The sequence below is a fragment of the Rosistilla oblonga genome (assembly GCF_007751715.1).
GTDB classification, from domain to species: domain Bacteria; phylum Planctomycetota; class Planctomycetia; order Pirellulales; family Pirellulaceae; genus Rosistilla; species Rosistilla oblonga.
Window position 1 is genome coordinate 5,478,784 of sequence record NZ_CP036292.1, and the last position, 16,935, is coordinate 5,495,718.

The following is a 16,935-nucleotide window of genomic DNA, read 5'->3' on the forward strand; positions in this document are numbered from 1 at the left end:
CCGATCCCTTGCTCGCATCCAGCTCCAGTTCTACCGCTCCCGACCACAGCCGCTTTGTCGACGGAACCGCCGTCACCACGCTCGCCTTTGATCGCAGTGGCGATCTCGCCGCGTACGCCGCCGCCGCGATCGCTGAATCGATTCAATCGCACAATCAAGCTGGCAAGCAGACCGTCTTGGGATTGGTGACCGGTTCGACCCCCACAGGCACGTACCGCGAATTGATCCGGTTGCACCGCGAGCAAAAGCTCGACTTCTCCAACGTCAAGATCTATCTGTTGGGCGAATACATCGGGCTGAATCCCGAGAGTCCGCAGAGCCATCTGACTTCGATTCGCCACCATCTGACCAACCACGTCAACATTCCCGCCGAAAACGTGTTGGTCCCCGACACGACCGTCAGCGTCGATCGGATCGAGGCGGTCTGCAACGCTTACGAAAAAGCGATCCAGGACGACGGCGGATTGGACATCGTCGTCTGCGGAATCGGTCGCAACGGCCACGTCGTGTTCAACGAACCGTTCAGCATTCGCAACAGCCATACGCGGATGTGTACGCTCGATCCGGTCACCCGCCGTGCCGCCGCGAGCGACTTCTTCGGCGAGGAGTACGTTCCGACGCACGCAGTCACCGCCGGCTTGGAAACGATCCTCAACGCTCGCAAGATCCTCTGCCTGGCGTTGGGTGAACACAAAGCCGGTCTGGTCCGCGAAGCATTCGAAGGAGGGATCACCGATCGCGTTCCCGCCAGTTTCCTGCAAGAACATGGCAACCTCGAATTGTTGCTCGACCAACCCGCCGCGGGGCTGCTGACCGGCATCGCGACCCCATGGTTGTTGGGCAACATGTCGTGGGACGAACCGATGATCAAGCGGGCGGTCCTGTGGCTCAGCGAAGTCGCTGGCAAGGCGCTGCTGAAACTGGACGACAACGATTTTCGCGTCAACGACCTGCACCAGTTGCTGCGTCATTACGGTCCCGCCGAACGATTGGCTCATCGCGTCTTTCGGATGATGATGGACACGATCGATTACCATCCGGCCGGTCGCGACGATCAGGTCTGCTTGTGCTTCAGTCCCCATCCGGACGACGACGTGATCAGCATGGGCGGCACTTTGATCCGCTTGGTCGAAGACGGCCATCAGACGCATGTCGCTTATATGACCAGCGGCAACATCGCCGTCTTCGATCACGACGCGCTCCGCGTCGCCGATCTGGTGACCGAATACAACCGGCTGTTCAACATCGATTTGGATCGGTCGGCGGAAGTTGAAAAACAGGTCCGCCGCGGTCTCGATTCCAAGCAACCGGGACAACCCGATTGCGAAGAGATCCAACGAATCAAAGGCCTGATCCGCTGGAGCGAAGCCCGCGCGGCAGCTGTCAAAGCAGGCTGCCAAGAAGAGAACTTGCACTTCTTGGACCTTCCCTTCTACCGCACCGGAACGGTCACAAAAAATCCGGTCGGCGAAGACGACGTGCAGATCATTTACGATCTGTTGCTGAAAGTGAAACCACACGTCGTCTTTGTCGCTGGCGATCTGGCTGACCCTCACGGCACGCACCGCGTCTGCGCCGAAGCGATCTTCCTGGCACTGGGACGATTGAAGGAAAAGAATCAACCGGTTCCCGAGGTGCTGCTGTACCGCGGGGCTTGGCAGGAATACGCGTTGCACGAGATCGAGATCGCGGTGCCGTTGAGTCCCGACGATTTGGAGCTGAAGCGCAAAGCGATCTTCATGCACGAGAGCCAGAAGGACGAAGCCTTGTTCCCCGGCAGCGATCCACGCGAATTTTGGCAGCGTGCCGAGGACCGCAACCGTGGCACCGCCGACGCTTACAACCAATGTGGGCTGCCAGAATATTACGCGTTGGAAGCCTTCACTCGCTGGAACGGCGAACCGATCTAACGCGTTGGCACCATCGCGCGGCGGGGCCAGCGAACCATCGACCGCTTGCGAAATGCAACCATCAGCAGCGCAGGCAACAGAATCAGATCGCCGATCAACGCGGCGATCATCGTGATGCAACAAAGCGCTGAGAACAACTTGATCGCGGGCATTGGATTCAACAGCATCGATCCAAATCCAGCGACCAAGATTCCAGTCGTCAGCAGCAGCGCTGGCCCGACGCGAAGCATCGTGATGCGAACCGATTCGGCGACCGATCGTGTCGGTCTGCGATCCTGTTGAAAGTGCGTGATCACATGGATCGTGTCGTCGACCGCCAGGCCAAGGCACAGCGAAAACGTCAGTGCCGAAGTGATCTGCAGCGGATAGCCCAAGATCGATAATCCGGCGGCGGTGATCAACAGCGGCAACATGTTGGGGATGAAGCTGATCAAGCCGATCAACAGCGATCGAAACTGAATCGACATCACCGCGAAGATCAAGACGCTGGCCACCGATAGGCTGCGAGCCAGATCGCCGATCACCGCTCGCATGTTCTGCGCCGCCGCAACGACGGTGCCGGTGACTTCGATTTCGAAATCGGGATGCGTCGCCACGATCGGTTCCAGCTTGGCGTCCAACCGCAACAGACGCTCCTCCAACGCGATCGCTCCGTCGTTGGGAACCCGCGTGCTGACAAGCATCTGCCGCTGATCGGGGTTGAAGATCCGATCGACAGCGCCACGGCGACCTTCGATCAATTGATACTTCTCCTCCCACGAACGCCCTGGGAATCCGGCCAACGTGTTGTAGATCGATGCTGGCGGAGCGAAGCCTGTCGTCTCTTTGACCGCTTTGGAAACCCGCCCGGCAACGACGTTGATCTCCGACGCCGGGAACGACAACGTCTCGGGCCAGCGGATGATGATCAGCACCGGCAGCGCGCCGCCAAGTTCCGCGTCGGCAAGCCGCAGCGCTTCGTTGGTCTCATCCGCCTCGGGGATCGCTTCGGTCCAGCGGATATCGACTTTCTGATCGATCGCAAAGGGCAACATCGCAAAAAAGGCAACGATTCCCAGCAGCGAAACGCGAATCGGAATCCGCAGCGGCATCTGTGAAACTGCCGCCATCATCCCTTCCATCCACGGGACGCTGCTGCCGCGGCGGCTGTGCAAATGCGATTCGGGCAGGAAGCGAATCGCCAATGGCAACACGCACAGATCAGCGATCAATGCCGCCGCCGCACCGATCCCGGCCCACAAACCAAACTCCGCGACCGCATCCAACCGCGACAATTGCAGCGAACCGAAGCCAATCATCGTCGTCAACGAAGTCAACAGACACGCCGGGCCGACTCGCAACAACGATGCATAGATCGCGCGGCGTCGCGTATGCCCGGCGGCCAAGCGGCGATTCGCTGCCAACAGCAGATGGATCGCATCGGTCAGGCCGATCACGAAGATCAGCGAAGGGAGCGAACTGGTCAGCCCGCCGACGGCCACTCCGCACCAGCCCATCAAGCCAAACGTCCAGATCGAACCGAGCGTCGGCCCCAACATGCAGACGCCAACCGGAGCCAGGCCGCGGAACAATAGCAACGATGCGGTCATGCCGGCGATCATGGCAAAGGCCGATCCGTAGAACAGCGATCCTTGGATCGAAGACAACACGCCGTCGCGAATCGCCGGATGGCCCGCTTTCCAAACGCGCAGACCGCTGTCGGTTTCAAAGCCTTCGATCACGGTGTCGATCGGTGCGATCGCCGATCCGATTTGCGACTGCGTTAGATCGCGTCCTTTTAACAGTACCCAGAAGACCATCAGTTCGCCGCTGTCGCTGATCAATTGCCCCGCGGCCGATGGATGCGATGTCAGGTCGTGGCGGATCTTTTCCGCATCCCAGCCCGGCGGGATCGCTTCGGGCAGCACGGGCAACATCGCCCCGCCGCGGCGCAAATCGAAGACGCTTGCGACGCCGGCGACATCGTCGAGCGATTGCAATTGATCGCGGAGAGCTCGCAAGCTATCGATCGATTGCGGGTCTAGAAGACGATCCCCTTCGATCATCAACAACAGATCGTTGTCATCGGGACCGAAGACCTCGTGCAGGTCGCTCAGCTGATGACTGGAGCGGTCGTTGCTCGAAAAGACGGCGTTGGGAGAGGTGTCGAAGCGAAGTCGCAGCAGGCCCATGCCACAGCCGACGGTCACCGCCAGCACGATGCACAAGAACAAGACCGGCCGGCCTACAGTCAATCGCGCCCAGATTCGCATCCGTCGTGTTCTCCCTAACCGACTTCAAGCTTCACCAAACGCGGGTGCTACAGGTCGGTTTGGTTGCGAGATTCGGGAGTCGAGACATCCAGAGAACCATCCGAACCGCGGTCGACTCGCACCCTCGGCGTGTCGACTTCGACGTCGCCATCGTGATTCGCTTTGACCTTCACGTTGGGCGTCTTCACATCGACGCCGCGTCCCGATTCGTGATTGACTTCGACGCCACCGGCTTTCACGTCGACACGCTGCCCCGGTTTCACATCGACATCGACGCCCGGTGCATCGACCTGGACGCCGTTCTCCGCATCGTAAGAGAAACCGCCTCCAGGCCATTTGATATCGATGCCATCGGATTTCTCCGACTTTTGCGACTGCTGGTCTTCGCAACCGGTTAGCAAAACAGCGAGACCGATCAACGCGACAGAGAAAGCTTTCATGGCAGTTGCCGTATGGGAGGTGAATGGGCGTAAACGCAAATTAGCCGACGAATTCAACGTACCGGATTGGGGTGCAGCTGAACAGATCGGATCAGCCCTGGATCGCGGCCCCAATCACCCCGCAACGCTCGCTCTATTCGCTCTTCAGCCCAAAGCTGGCCATGTGTAGACCGCTGGTATCGTCGTAGGCGAACGAACCGGCCGGGGCCATATATTGAGTGAAAACCGAAAGCGGCGGCAGGTCGTTGTCCTCCAACGCTTGGTGGAACATCTTGGCGACCGGATTGTTTTCGGCCAGTCGACGCAGCCCCTCACGCATCGGCGGTGCCTTCAGCATCTCGTAAACCGCCCGGAACGATTCATCGGGACGGGTGAAGGAGAACATGAATGGCGGGCGACCGTCCAATTGGCCCGACAGTTCCCCGGCGATCAAATCGTATTCGATCAGATTCGAGATCGAGCCCGGCCCGTTCCCCGTTTCAGTCTTGATCGCCTGTTCCAGGAACTGGCGACTGTCGGTGTAAACCAAATGGTCTCCCACGATCGCAATGTGCGGCTGCCCGCTGCGCATGTATTCTTGCATCGCCTCGGGAATCTTCGCCTCGCGTCCGGCGTACAGCGTCACGCCGGCGAACTTTTCCGCATTCCAGTCGGGCAGGTTTGCCATCGCTTTGCCGAGCGTCTCTTCCGCGGCAACGGGATCTTTTAATTGAGCGCCGAACAAGTTGACTTGGCTTCCAAATCGGGCTGGCGTTTCGAGCCAGTTCGACGTGGTAAATCGACCGGTCAGTTGCGAGATCAAGTCGGTCTGCAGATCGATTTTCAGCTGTCGGTTCGCTTTCCCGAAGATGTCTTCGTTAAAGCTGCCCGCGCCACGGATCTGATCGTAGACACGTCGCGCACCATCGAGTGACTTTTCGACTTCCCAGTTGAGCGCCATGAATCCAGTAGCATCGGCGGGGACAAAGCTAGGCGGTCCAACGGGGCCCTGTTGCGGTCGTACGACCGACAGCACACCGCCACGACGCGGATCCAGCAATAGATGCACGTGCGAGATCGTTTCGAAGCGTTTTCCCCCGGTGAAAATGCTGCCGCCGATTCCCTTGATTCCCTCGAGCCCCAGGTTCTGGATGATGAACAGGACCATACCCGCCCCGCCGCCGGCAGCCGTCGCTTTGTCGAGGATCCCGTAAGGATCGACGTAGAAAGTCAGCTGAGGACGCGTCTCTTCCGTTCCCACACAGTGGCTCATCACTGTCGTAAAGTTCGAGTTGGCCGACAGGCGGTCGTCGTTGAGCGAGCCCTTCCAACGCATCAGGATGTCGCGGACCGAATCGAGATCGCTGCCGATGACCAAAGTGTCCTCGTGGATTAAGTAGTGCATCGATTGCGGGCGATTACCGCGCTGCAGCGAAACGATCTCGACGTCCTGTTCGGTTGCCACGGTCCGGCGGAATCCATTTTTTGTCATCTGCCCTTCGGCGGTCTCCAACAATCGACGCAGCACGGGCGTTTGGTCTCCCGATTCGATGATCGCAACGACGCCAAAGGAGAGTCGCGTCGTCAGCCGCTGTTCCCGGCTTTTTTGTTGCAACCGCTCGCGGATCGCTTCGGGCGACTCATCGTCGGCCCCGGGCTTGGTTTCCGTCGCATCGCCATCGGCCGGCGTCTGTTTCATCCGCTGAATCCGCGCCTCGGCATCGCTCGGCACCAACGCAACCGAAAGCTCCCCCTGGGAGATCGCCAGCAATTCATCCAGCGTCACGCCAAGCTGCTCGCTCAGATTGGCGAACAAATCCTGAGCCCCTGTATAGACTTGGGATACCAACGGTCGGACCTGCGGATCGGCAGCCATTCGCCCGGCGGATGATTCTCGCAAGACCTGACGGTAACCGGCGGTATCGTCGATCCGGAAATAGGCCAGAGAATCGCTCGGCAGCAAACGCGGGGCGGTCGGCCGCGGATCGGATTGGCCCATCGAAACCGATACGGTCAACAGCGATAGCAGGCATGCGGAGATCCCGCAGCGGAAGGAGGAGAACATTCGTGGGCCACCTGTTGTAAGGATTGAGTTGTCGAGTGGCGCGGGCTCAATTTGGGGGGAGTGCTCGCGTGGATCCATTGTATTCGTGGGTTTATTGCCGCACTTGGCCGACATAAGAATAATTTTTGGCATCTTTGCGATAATCGATACAATCGGTTACTGAGGCCGTAAGTTTGTGCGGCATGTTCGTTACAGCCGAAATCATGAGTACGATGGTTGTATAAGTTTCAAACCGCATTTCGAGCCAACCCGATGAAGCATCTGATCACCATCAGCATCCTGCTGACAGCACCTGGATTGGTCGCGAACGTCCACGCTCAAGGGAACGCCGGCGGAAACGCGGGCACCACCGGGCAAACCGCCAATGGCGAACTGGCGACGATCGACGTCGATACGGCGTTTGCCGGGGGCGTGCAGCGCGATGGCACGATCGGTGCCTCCGGCAGCACCGTCCCAGCGTTCAGCACTCAGGGCCAAGCGGCTGCCGGCAGCACCGGGGCGCGATCGACCGCGTTGGGTGGCGGTGCGATGGGTGGAGCCTTTGGCGGAGCGTTCAATCAATTGTTTGGTGCCGGTGGTCAAGGCCAGTCGCAATCGAACCAGAAAACCTTCCGCACGCGTCTCCGCGGCGACATCGAAGTCGACCGTCCGAGTGTCGCTTCGCGGCAATCGGCGATTCAAAATCGCTTAGTCAATCTGCCCGTCGCTGCTCGCATGACGGGAGTCCGTTTGCAGATGAACGATCGCACCGCCGTGCTATCGGGAAGCGTCAAGACGGAGAAAGATCGTCGCATGGCCGAGATGCTGATGCGGCTGGAACCGGGCGTCTCGAAAGTCGACAACCGCTTGATCGTCGAAGGCATGGGCGAACTGATCCCACCCGGTTCGGCTGAGTAGGCGACGCTGCGATGATTTTTAGCTGGATTGCACAGCGGCGGCGCGACCGCATCCGTCGGCAACCGATGCGCAGCGATTGGTCGCAGATCATCGATCGCAACGTTGCATATGTGCATCGATTAAACCGCGACGAGCGAGCCAAGCTCGAATCGGACGCTCTCGTTTTCATCGCGGAAAAAAACTGGGAAGGCTGCCAGGGCCTTACCATGAACGATGAGATTCGGGTCACGATCGCAGCCCAGATCAGCCTGCTGTGCCTCGGTTTCACCGATCAATTCTTCGACATGGTTCAATCGATCCTTGTCTACCCCGACGTCTACACGGCGAAGAGTCACACGTCGATCGGATCGGGAGTCCTGATGGAAGGCGTCTCGCATCGCGAGGGAGAAGCCTGGTATCGCGGGCCGGTAATCCTTTCCTGGGCCGATGTTCTAGAAGATGGCGACCGCGACAATGATGGCAACAATCTGGTGCTGCATGAATTTGCACATCAATTGGATATGCTCAACGGACGCGTCGTCGATGGAACGCCGCCGATGGAAACGCAAGCTCAGTTCGACCGCTGGCAGACGCTCATCGAGCGCGAGTACGAGCAATTGGTATCCGATTGCCAATACGGACGCTCTCACGTGATCAACAGCTACGGCGCCGAACACATCAGCGAATTCTTCGCCGTCGCTACCGAAACCTTCTTCGAACGCCCGCTATCGTTCCGCGCCCGACATCCGGAACTGTACGAGATCTTCTCGCAGTACTATCGCCAAAATCCCGCCGCGCGTTTCGACGGCTAGCCCGCTCTCTCCGGCACCGAGTATTCCGTCGCCTTAATGGGAACAGGTTCGATCCGCAGGTTCGCACGGCTGGAATCGGCTCTTCAAGAATTCGCGTCGTCGCGTCACTGACCTGCTTGATTCGCGCTATCCGATTTGGGATCAGACGATTCAGGGATAGCCACACTTTGCCCATCAATTTGTGGCTGTCCCCTTCCGGATCTGCACCCGTTCCGGATCGGTCACCTCACCCCGCAATTGCCGAGCCATCACAAAGCCCTCCAGTGGTCAACCGAAAGCAAAAGAAGATACCGCGACGTAGGCGTTTCTCGCAGTGCCGTATTTACGTAATTCAGGGCATCCGCCCCTGCAACGGCAATCATTTTGTGGTTGTCCCCTTCGGGACTTCCCAAATTTGCCTGTCCCCAAAATCACAAATTTCAATTCAATCAATTTGTCTCTGCGACAAAGCTAGAACCGGGAAAGCTGATTGAAACACTCGTGTTCGTTGAGGTGTTCTTCGACAAAGAAACGCATGTCCTCATGTGTTGCTCTGCCAACGAACGATTTCAGGTGCGAAAAGGTCATAATCTCCAAGTGGCCGAATCGGAATTCGGGACCAGCGATCGAAATGCCGGATGGTGTGTAGTCGACGAAAAACGATGTTCGATCCACTGGCGCCGGAGGTTACGTCTGAACACCGCTGTCATCGAAGTCGACGACGAAGAGCCGATCGTCCGGAACTACCAAGATCGGGACGATCCAATTGATGACGATCGCTTTTTCATCGGAGTAGCCGTTCACTACTTCGGGCAGCATTGCGGTTGCGGACTGCAAAGCCTGTGTCCAACGCGGATAAATTTCCTTGTCTCCGCCTCTGATGTTTCCGTTGCGGTCCTTGGTAATGCACTCGGCCGACTTGCCCACAAATTCTCCAGACGAATACATGCTGCGGCTCGGCTGAAATTCCAACGTGCAAGCCTTAGGAAGGCTGACCTGTCTCGCTCGAGAGAATTGGCAATGGTTGTTCATGCTGGATTGCTTCCCGGACGGCGTTTCGATCGCCGCAAGTTCTAGCGACAACACAGTGTCCGGCTTCATACGCGGACCGTGGCGAACGGTAAACCAGCATGGGCGCGAACTCACTCAGGCACTTGCACTCAATCGCCATGCGAAGCCTGACAGGAAGGTAGCCATCGACAAGGTTAAGATCGGCGGTTAAGTCAAACTGACGTGGCTTGCGCTCGATTGGGTCGTCGTACGTTCCACCATGGCGGTAGCGAAGTCGTTTAGCGGCAAAGAGCTTACGTACTTGCATCTCGAAGGCAAACGAGGAATCCTTTTCAAGAAACTTGACGATGTCGGCCTGCGATGTCGGCGTGATTTCTCGTGTCATTTGGATTGCTGTTGGTCAAGTAGTTTTGAGAAGCGGAATCGGGCTTTGATTGCGAGAAGCCTGAACACGCCTATGCAATGTTGTTTTCATTTTTTCAAGAGCCCCAAGACCTGTTCGATATAGAAAACCATCGAATGGTCGGCGATGTAGGGTGAACTGCCTTGCAATAGCACTTCGCCGCGGTCGTTGACTTGCGGGGCGGGTTGCTGTTGATCCGTCAGCCATTGCTGTAGCTCGACGTCGCTCGCCGGAGTGATCTCCGCAATGTCGGCAGGCTCTTCGGTATCACTGGGGGCTCCGAACGCGACACGCTTTCGAGGCGATCGCTTCAATCCATCGGGCGTGAACCAAACCAAACGACCGCAGGGGCGGTAACTCGGTGGGATCCGTGCAACGAAGTCGTCGTTATTGACGAACCTCGCATATCGCCCAATCAGTTGATCGTCGATGTGGTCGGCTAGCGACTGGCGTGCGATCATCGGTTGCCCGAAAGTCATCACACCAGCAACTTGCCGACCATTGGCATCGAAATCATGGGCGCAGCAAAGGGCAAGAGCACCGCCGAGGCTGTGACCGGTCACCCACAAATGCTGCACGTCGTGACCTCTCAGTGCCGTCTCGATTTGCCGCTTCAGCGTTTGGTATCGCGACCAGAATCCGGAGTGGACGTCGCCATCGGCGATGCGTGTTGGTGCTCGCGAAATGTTGGTTAGCCAATCGCCGGTTTGGTTCTCGCTGCCACGAAATGCGATGACGGCAACATCGTCCTGAATGGCCACGTAGCCAAGCATCGTGTTCGACTCGACCGTCTCCACGGTATCGAAACCTAATCCACGCAGCGATCGACTCGCATCAACCGGCGTCTCGTAGGCGACGTCGCTGATCTCCGCCAGGACTTCGGAAGCTGGCCAATTGGCTGTCCCTTCGCTGTCCCACCACTGCCGCAGTTTCTCAACATCGGAGTCGGCGATGACGGGCGGCACGGGATCAATGTCCCACGGATCGTCGTCGATGACGTCGATCCCACCTGGTGTCGAGTTAGCGACGATCGCTCCTGCGACCAGCAACAGCCCACCCAAAAATGTAGCGAAAGCGAACCAATTACGGGGCGACTCGCCTTTCGTCAAACGGTAGAGCCCACCGCAACCGGCAATCGAAAACAAGACCCAGATGGGCCACAGGTTTGATGTCAGAAGATTCATAATGCAACTCGATGGCTAAAAACAGAAGGAAAAGGCTTCATCTTGGATACAGAGCACACGCCTTGCTTCGTGTGCGTTCGCATTCGGCCTCGTCCGGTTTGGGCGATCCATGGCCACCACCGCACCATTCACCGGTCCCAAGCCAAGTTTCGTAAAAGTAGAGCCATTCACTTGCCCACGGGATGATCGTGTCAGCCATGAGCATTCCACGGTCCCACTCACCGGTTCCTGGCAAGTAGAGGCACAACGAACCGTCGCCGTACCGGTGGGGAATTGGATCGTCGGCGGGTTGAATCAAATCAGGTGATCGTACAAATACCTTTGGAACTCGCTCCAGCGAGTAGAGCAATCGAATGTCGTAAACATCACTCAGTGTTGTCGGTTGAATTTGCATATCCCAACGAAGCCGGTTCCGCTTGACGCTGCCGACTCCATCAGGGAATTGACGCTTCAGCGCGCCCCACTGGGTCACTGCCGTGACGTTATTTGTTGCGTTTAGAGTCGCCATAGAACGTGTGTCCTCGAACGGGGGTCGTGTTCAGCATCGGTGCCGTGCCGGTGATGAGCGTTGCTGTGGAAGACGTCACCGCAAGTTTTCCGGACGACGAAGCCCGTTGAACGTCATAGCCGAGTGACTTCGCCGATGCTTCGACAACCTTTCGGCCCAAGGATTCCCCGAGAAGGTCGAGCACCCGATGAATCCCGCCGCCCTTGAGCGCTTCCTCCAACTCAACACCAACTTGCTTAAGCCAATCGCGAAAATAAGTTTCACGATCGGGGTAGTCTTCGGCCTGCCAGCGGTCGGCAAAGTTCTCTGACGGATTGATTGGGTTCTCGACCCAGGCGACGCGTTGGCCGTTGACCTTACGTTCTTTGATGTGGTCTGGCATCCGGTGAACCAAGCTGAGCAAGGCGTCAAGAAGGCTGGCTTCGTTGTCGTACGCTTTGGCGGCGAGGGTTGTAATCAAGATCGAGGCGGGGCGATTTTCAGGGTCACCTTCAAAACGACAGTCGCGATGGCGTTTCAGAATTTGGATCGCCCGCTGCAAAGGAGTCTTGACTTCATACTCGGGGATGCTTTCGGCGGCTTGTTTGATTCGCCGCTCGTTGACCACCAAACCATCTCGATGAAGTGACGCTTCAGCCATGCTCTTCTTGATTGCCTCAAGACGAACCTCCATCGTGGATCGAAACCAATCAGCGAACTGCCGCGGGTTGCTCGGTAACCAGCAACGGACCTTCTTGTCGGTGATTAAGATGTGCTTGGCTGCATCAGTTGCAACGATCTCGCGTTGTTCAGCGTCGGGAATCGCCGGCAAAACGTCCATGTGAAATTGATCGGGGAAGTTGAGGCACCAACATCGCGACCCTTCGCTTAGCTCTGGAACGGTTTGACCGGTCTGCCGTCTGTGCTCGACGTATTCCTTGAGGTTTTTGCCGGCTTCGTCCTTGAGTTGCTGCTGCGTCTTCCCTTCCTTTTTCAGCATCCGCTCGTAGACCAAGTCGACGTCGTATTCGTCATCGGATTTGACGGGCTGCGTTGCGGTTCCGAGCGCAAACGAACCTTGCGAATAAATCTCGGGTGGTCGCCTGCCGGCGGCTTCGTCAAGTTCTTCCAGGAAAAACGCAAGCTGCTCGTACTCAAGCACGGCGGCCTCGTGAAGTTCCTCGGGAACGTCGAGTGATTTCGCGACTTGTTCTAGCAGTGAGTTCAGGGTGTCTTGAGGGCGCAGAATCATGCGTGGGTTTCTCCTATCTGAAGTGCTTGAACAAAACCACCGAGTCGATTGTTTTGGTCATAGATGATCCAAGGCTGGTGGGCTTTGGGCATGCGGACTCGTCCAAGCTCAACGTTGCACGAGACTGATGCGACCGGGAACACATGTAGTGGCGTTCCCTGCCCGTAGATCATTTTCAGTTGGTCGATCAACGGACGAACGGTCGCTCGGAATGCCGATAGGTCGGCGGGCGACTTGATTAAGTCGTTGTGAGGCTGGTCGACGGTGATTTCCCAAAGATCCAAATCATCACCAATGACTGATGAGATGCGTTGGGCATCAATCGGGGCAGAGAGCGAGAGCAGCAGCACGGGAGTTCGGCTCGCGTCTGGCTTATCCGGGGATCGAACAACAAAGTCGACATTGTTTGCGGTGTCGGGCCAGGACCAGGACAGTGACGGTTCTCGGTGCCGCTGATAAACATCGACATCGACTAGATCGACCAACAATGATCCAAGCAAAATCAGCAGGGGTTGCGGGGCGATTGCGAAGACGGATAAGTGACCAATGTCGTTGTCTTCGATTCTCTCGGCGACCCGTTGCCGAAATCGTTTCTCAAGATGACCTCTGTGAACGGACCAGAAATTTGGTTCATGATCTCGGTCGGCGAAATTGATGTTGCCTAGCTCAAGAGGCTCACGCCGCGCTGGAAAACGACGGGGAAACAGTGCTGAAGCTGCTTCTTGGAAGTCGACCGAAGTCTCAACTTTACCAATTGCGGCACCGTACAAAAGCACATGACTGGTTTTGTCAGGCTTAATCCCGGTAACGAGCTCCACGCGGGACTCGTGTTCCCGCTTCCAGGACTGCAACAGCTCAATGCTGTAGCGAGTTTCCTTGGGGGTGTTGTCGATCGTTTTGTGGCACCGACGGCATGCCAGCAATAGGTTGTCAGCACTGTTGATCTTTTCCGCATCAATCCCCTCATTTCCGCGCGCGCCGCCAAAATTGAAGGAGTAGATATGGGCGGCTTCCGCCAGGTTGACGTCTTCCTGGGTAAGGTTCGACTTCCACACCGATTCGTTGCAGCCATCGAATTGACACCGGCCAGCGCTTCGGCCCCATAGCGTATAACGCACCGAGTCTTTGATGTTGCGATCCGCGACTTTGGTCAATTCCGACGTATTTTCCGCCGATTTTGCTATACTCACTGCCAGCTCCGTGACAAACGTTTTTCCGAGGATCGGCTACCAAAGCCGCTTGTTTCACTGTAGGATGACTGTTCGACTCTCGCAATTCTAGCGATGTTCGCTATCAATGCAACACTGAAAATAATTGGGTACCTAAATATGCCAAGAGGCATGTTCGACGCGGAAGGATTCTTCGCCGTTCTGGATGGACATCGCATTCAACGAAACGTGACTTGGCGACAGATCGCGAAGGAATCGGGGGTAAGCCCGTCGACGCTGACGCGGATGGCACAGGGCAAGCGGCCCGATGTTGATAGCTTGGTTTCGTTGTTGGCTTGGTCGGGGGAATCGGCAGATAGCTTCATGGTTGTCGACGGCGAGAAACCAGTTACCTCGGATGCACTTGCCAACGTGACCGCCCAGTTTCGAAAAGATCCAAGGCTTCCGCCTGAAGCAAAGGCGGCGATCGAGGCAACGGTGAAAGCGCTCTACGAACAGTTCACGAAAACACGGAAGGCGAAATAGCTATGGCGTTTCGGTTTAGGCGAGGCTTCAAAACCGAAGCCGAAAGCCATGCACTTGAGCTTCGAGAGGAACTCAAATTGGCAGATCACGCACCAATCTGCCCATGGAAGGTGGCCGAACATCTAGAGATTCCAGTTCACACGCTTCGCTCGATTCGTGATGTCGAACCCAAGGCATACGCTTATCTTTCTGGTGTTGGGCACGAGTACTTCTCGGCCGTGACTCTGTTCGGGGGAACTCATGGCTGCACTCGGATGATCTGCCACAACGATTCCCACGCTAAGACGCGGCAGCGAGCCAATCTTGCTCACGAGCTTGCACACGCGATCCTTCTTCATCCACCAACCGAGATGTTTGAGTGTGATCCTGATGCGGAAGAAGAAGCCAAATGGCTCGGCCCTGCGTTACTCGTTCCGCACCCTGCGGCGATCAAGATTGCATTCACGTCCGCCCCGATTGAGGTAGCGGCAGAAAGCTATGGCGTAAGTAAGGTGCTGATGCGAATGCGGCTCAACGTCACCGGCGCGAACAACATTGCTCGCCGAAGTCGGGCGAAAACTGGATCGCGAAAATAACTGTAGGCTGCACTTTGCTCGACACCAACAGCATATTCGTAATTTTTTATTGCCCCACTCAGCGACTTGCGACCACTCCAGTACTTCAACCGTCCAGATCAAACAATGGCTGTCCCCCAGTAACGTTTCCGATTGCCAATACGGACGCTCTCACGTGATCAACAGCTACGGCGCCGAACACATCAGCGAATTCTTCGCCGTCGCTACCGAAACCTTCTTCGAACGCCCGCTATCGTTCCGCGCCCGACATCCGGAACTGTACGAGATCTTCTCGCAGTACTATCGCCAAAATCCCGCCGCGCGTTTCGACGGCTAGATCGCTCTCTCCGGCACCGAGTATTCCGTCGCCTTAATGGGAACAGGTTCGATCCGCAGGTTCGCACGACGGGAATCGGCTCTTCAAGAATTCGCGTCGTCGCGTCACTGACCTGCTTGATTCGCGCTATCCGCTCCGGACACAATGCATCCTTTCGGTTATTGCGCTCAGCCTAAACGCTGTGGCCTGCAGTCCTGCAGTTGTCTCGAAGGATCGTCCCCATGATTTCAATCGACCAAGCGTTTGTAGATTCGGAGGCGCCCAACAGTAACGCGATCAGCAACGGACGCGGTCTGTTGGTCAAAGGAAAGTTCGTCGCGCTGCATAAAAGCGATGACGATACGATCCTGTTTGGCGAGTGTAGTGGCAGCGGACGGACGAACTATCACTGCTCGTGCGACTTCATCACGCCGGGCAAAGTCACCTACCGCTGCTCCTGTCCCAGCCGCCAGTTTCCCTGTAAGCATTGCATCGGGCTGATGTATGCCTTTACCGACGGCAAGCCATTCGCTGTCGCTTCGGTTCCCGAAGACCTTGCCGCCAAGCGAGAGAAGCTGGAACAGCGGGTGGAGAAAAAGAAGGCCGATGCGACCAAGCCTCGGAAAGTCAACAAGTCGGCTTTAAAAAAGAAGATCCAAGCCCAATTGGACGGCCTGACGCTGCTGGAACAATTGACTCACGAATTGATTCGCACGGGGATGGGGAACACCAACGCCAAGACCGCGAAGAACATCGAACAACAAGCCAAACAACTGGGGAACGCCTACCTACCGGGTGCCCAATCGGCGCTGCACGCTTACACGAAACTGTTCTCTGGCGACGACGGCGGCTTTGATTCCTCGGTCGCACCACAGCAGCGCGAAGCGATCTACAGCCAAGCGCTTGATCAATTGACTCAGTTGAACGCGTTGATCAAAAACGGCCGCAGCTATTTAAACGATCGACTGGCCGATCCCGAACTCGCCGCGGAGACGCAGTCGACGATTGCGGCTTGGCTGGGGCATGCGTGGCAGTTGCGTGAGTTAAAAGAGGCGGGGCTGGTTCAAGAAAATGCCGAACTGATTCAGCTCGCCTTCAACTCCTACGACGACATCGCGCGGCGGGAACTTGTCGACACCGGAATCTGGATGAATCTAGGGGACGGCCGGATCGGACTGACTCAAAATTTCCGGCCTTACAAAGCCTTAAAGTATGTCAAAGCCGAGGACAGCTTTTTTCGGATCGCTCAAGTTCCCGAACTCTGCCTTTATCCGGGGGACATCAATCCCCGAATCCGTTGGGACGCGCTCACGCCACGCCCCGTCGAGGCGTCCGATTTGCAAGCCGTCCGCCAGCACGCGCACAGCGATTTCGCCACCATCTTGAAGACGATCAAGACGCATCTGAAGTCGCCGTTGGCCGACCGGCGACCGATCGTGGCACTGAACTATGCTCAGATCGGCAAGGTCGACGACGATCTGGTCGTCGAAGATGCCGCCAAGACGCGGATCGTGTTCACCGAAACGGGACAGGCGGAAGAGCCGGCCAGTTGCCATTTGTTGCAGTTGCTGCCGCCGGAGATGTTCCAAAACCAGACCTTGATCGGCCGCTTCCATCACGACCTGCAAGCCCGCACGCTGCGAGTGAAACCACTGAGTATCGTGACCGACAGCCAAGTCTTCCGGCTGACGTTTTGAGAGGTATCAGCCGGTACGCGTTAG

General features: G+C 57.0%; 16 protein-coding genes. 7 read left to right on the top strand and 9 right to left on the bottom strand.

The features are described 5' to 3' along the window. Positions 1-8 precede the first annotated feature (8 nt). Positions 9-1,910 carry a 6-phosphogluconolactonase gene (locus CA51_RS19390; protein ID WP_145122847.1) on the top strand — a complete coding sequence of 634 codons (1,902 nt, stop codon included), beginning with the start codon at positions 9-11 and terminating at the stop codon, positions 1,908-1,910. Here the strand turns inward: CA51_RS19390 and CA51_RS19395 are convergent. From CA51_RS19395 to CA51_RS19405, 3 genes are all read right to left on the bottom strand, one after another. Next, positions 1,907-4,162, bottom strand: coding sequence for an efflux RND transporter permease subunit (locus tag CA51_RS19395; RefSeq protein WP_145122848.1), 2,256 nt, complete (start codon positions 4,160-4,162; stop codon positions 1,907-1,909). The two genes, CA51_RS19390 and CA51_RS19395, sit on opposite strands and share 4 nt — an antisense overlap. Before the next feature lie 47 nt (positions 4,163-4,209). Continuing rightward, positions 4,210-4,602 carry a hypothetical protein gene (locus CA51_RS19400; protein WP_145122849.1) on the bottom strand — a complete coding sequence of 131 codons (393 nt, stop codon included), beginning with the start codon at positions 4,600-4,602 and terminating at the stop codon, positions 4,210-4,212. Between the two features lie 133 nt (positions 4,603-4,735). After that, complete coding sequence (locus CA51_RS19405) at positions 4,736-6,646, bottom strand: hypothetical protein (RefSeq protein WP_145122850.1); 1,911 nt, start codon at positions 6,644-6,646, stop codon at positions 4,736-4,738. A gap of 252 nt (positions 6,647-6,898) precedes the next feature. On the opposite strand from CA51_RS19405, the gene CA51_RS19410 reads away from it, so the two are divergent. Continuing rightward, a complete protein-coding gene (locus tag CA51_RS19410) occupies positions 6,899-7,543 on the top strand; it encodes a BON domain-containing protein (protein WP_145122851.1) in 645 nt (214 codons plus the stop codon). An 11-nt stretch (positions 7,544-7,554) separates the two neighbouring features. After that, on the top strand, positions 7,555-8,334 hold the full coding sequence (locus CA51_RS19415) for a M90 family metallopeptidase (RefSeq protein ID WP_145122852.1): 780 nt from the start codon (positions 7,555-7,557) through the stop codon (positions 8,332-8,334). 666 nt (positions 8,335-9,000) lie between these two features. Here the strand turns inward: CA51_RS19415 and CA51_RS19420 are convergent. From CA51_RS19420 to CA51_RS19450, 6 genes are all read right to left on the bottom strand, one after another. Further along, complete coding sequence (locus CA51_RS19420; RefSeq protein ID WP_145122853.1) at positions 9,001-9,240, bottom strand: hypothetical protein; 240 nt, start codon at positions 9,238-9,240, stop codon at positions 9,001-9,003. Positions 9,241-9,295: 55 nt separating this feature from the next. Further along, on the bottom strand, positions 9,296-9,709 hold the full coding sequence (locus CA51_RS19425; protein ID WP_145122854.1) for a hypothetical protein: 414 nt from the start codon (positions 9,707-9,709) through the stop codon (positions 9,296-9,298). Between the two features lie 86 nt (positions 9,710-9,795). Continuing rightward, entirely contained in the window at positions 9,796-10,911 is a 1,116-nt protein-coding gene (locus CA51_RS19430) for a lipase family protein (protein WP_145122855.1), read from the bottom strand. A 37-nt stretch (positions 10,912-10,948) separates the two neighbouring features. Beyond that, on the bottom strand, positions 10,949-11,419 hold the full coding sequence (locus CA51_RS19435) for a type II CBASS E2 protein (protein ID WP_145122856.1): 471 nt from the start codon (positions 11,417-11,419) through the stop codon (positions 10,949-10,951). Then, positions 11,394-12,650, bottom strand: a complete 1,257-nt coding sequence (locus CA51_RS19440; RefSeq protein ID WP_197451324.1) for a nucleotidyltransferase domain-containing protein — start codon at positions 12,648-12,650, stop codon at positions 11,394-11,396. The genes CA51_RS19435 and CA51_RS19440 overlap by 26 nt, the downstream gene beginning before the upstream one ends. Beyond that, on the bottom strand, positions 12,647-13,840 hold the full coding sequence (locus CA51_RS19450) for an SAVED domain-containing protein (RefSeq protein WP_145122859.1): 1,194 nt from the start codon (positions 13,838-13,840) through the stop codon (positions 12,647-12,649). Before CA51_RS19450 ends, CA51_RS19440 begins: the two co-directional genes overlap by 4 nt. A gap of 93 nt (positions 13,841-13,933) precedes the next feature. On the opposite strand from CA51_RS19450, the gene CA51_RS19455 reads away from it, so the two are divergent. The 4 genes from CA51_RS19455 (at position 13,934) to CA51_RS19470 (ending at position 16,911) form a co-directional block, all read left to right on the top strand. Next, a complete protein-coding gene (locus CA51_RS19455) occupies positions 13,934-14,344 on the top strand; it encodes a helix-turn-helix domain-containing protein (RefSeq protein WP_231745789.1) in 411 nt (136 codons plus the stop codon). A gap of 2 nt (positions 14,345-14,346) precedes the next feature. Next, positions 14,347-14,919 carry an ImmA/IrrE family metallo-endopeptidase gene (locus CA51_RS19460; RefSeq protein WP_145122860.1) on the top strand — a complete coding sequence of 191 codons (573 nt, stop codon included), beginning with the start codon at positions 14,347-14,349 and terminating at the stop codon, positions 14,917-14,919. 49 nt (positions 14,920-14,968) lie between these two features. Next, entirely contained in the window at positions 14,969-15,235 is a 267-nt protein-coding gene (locus tag CA51_RS26245; RefSeq protein WP_231745790.1) for a zinc-dependent peptidase, read from the top strand. A 221-nt stretch (positions 15,236-15,456) separates the two neighbouring features. Further along, complete coding sequence (locus CA51_RS19470; protein WP_231745791.1) at positions 15,457-16,911, top strand: SWIM zinc finger family protein; 1,455 nt, start codon at positions 15,457-15,459, stop codon at positions 16,909-16,911. Positions 16,912-16,935: the final 24 nt, after the last annotated feature.

Excerpts from the sequence above, each read along its gene's own strand:
- CA51_RS19395 (WP_145122848.1), bottom strand. The coding sequence starts at position 4,162 with ATGCGAATCTGGGCGCGATTGACTGTAGGCCGGCCGGTCTTGTTCTTG.
- CA51_RS19400 (WP_145122849.1), bottom strand. The coding sequence starts at position 4,602 with ATGAAAGCTTTCTCTGTCGCGTTGATCGGTCTCGCTGTTTTGCTAACC.
- CA51_RS19405 (WP_145122850.1), bottom strand. The coding sequence starts at position 6,646 with ATGTTCTCCTCCTTCCGCTGCGGGATCTCCGCATGCCTGCTATCGCTG.
- CA51_RS19410 (WP_145122851.1), top strand. The coding sequence starts at position 6,899 with ATGAAGCATCTGATCACCATCAGCATCCTGCTGACAGCACCTGGATTG.
- CA51_RS19415 (WP_145122852.1), top strand. The coding sequence starts at position 7,555 with ATGATTTTTAGCTGGATTGCACAGCGGCGGCGCGACCGCATCCGTCGG.
- CA51_RS19425 (WP_145122854.1), bottom strand. The coding sequence starts at position 9,709 with ATGACACGAGAAATCACGCCGACATCGCAGGCCGACATCGTCAAGTTT.
- CA51_RS19430 (WP_145122855.1), bottom strand. The coding sequence starts at position 10,911 with ATGAATCTTCTGACATCAAACCTGTGGCCCATCTGGGTCTTGTTTTCG.
- CA51_RS19435 (WP_145122856.1), bottom strand. The coding sequence starts at position 11,419 with ATGGCGACTCTAAACGCAACAAATAACGTCACGGCAGTGACCCAGTGG.
- CA51_RS19440 (WP_197451324.1), bottom strand. The coding sequence starts at position 12,650 with ATGATTCTGCGCCCTCAAGACACCCTGAACTCACTGCTAGAACAAGTC.
- CA51_RS19455 (WP_231745789.1), top strand. The coding sequence starts at position 13,934 with ATGTTCGCTATCAATGCAACACTGAAAATAATTGGGTACCTAAATATG.
- CA51_RS19460 (WP_145122860.1), top strand. The coding sequence starts at position 14,347 with ATGGCGTTTCGGTTTAGGCGAGGCTTCAAAACCGAAGCCGAAAGCCAT.
- CA51_RS19470 (WP_231745791.1), top strand. The coding sequence starts at position 15,457 with ATGATTTCAATCGACCAAGCGTTTGTAGATTCGGAGGCGCCCAACAGT.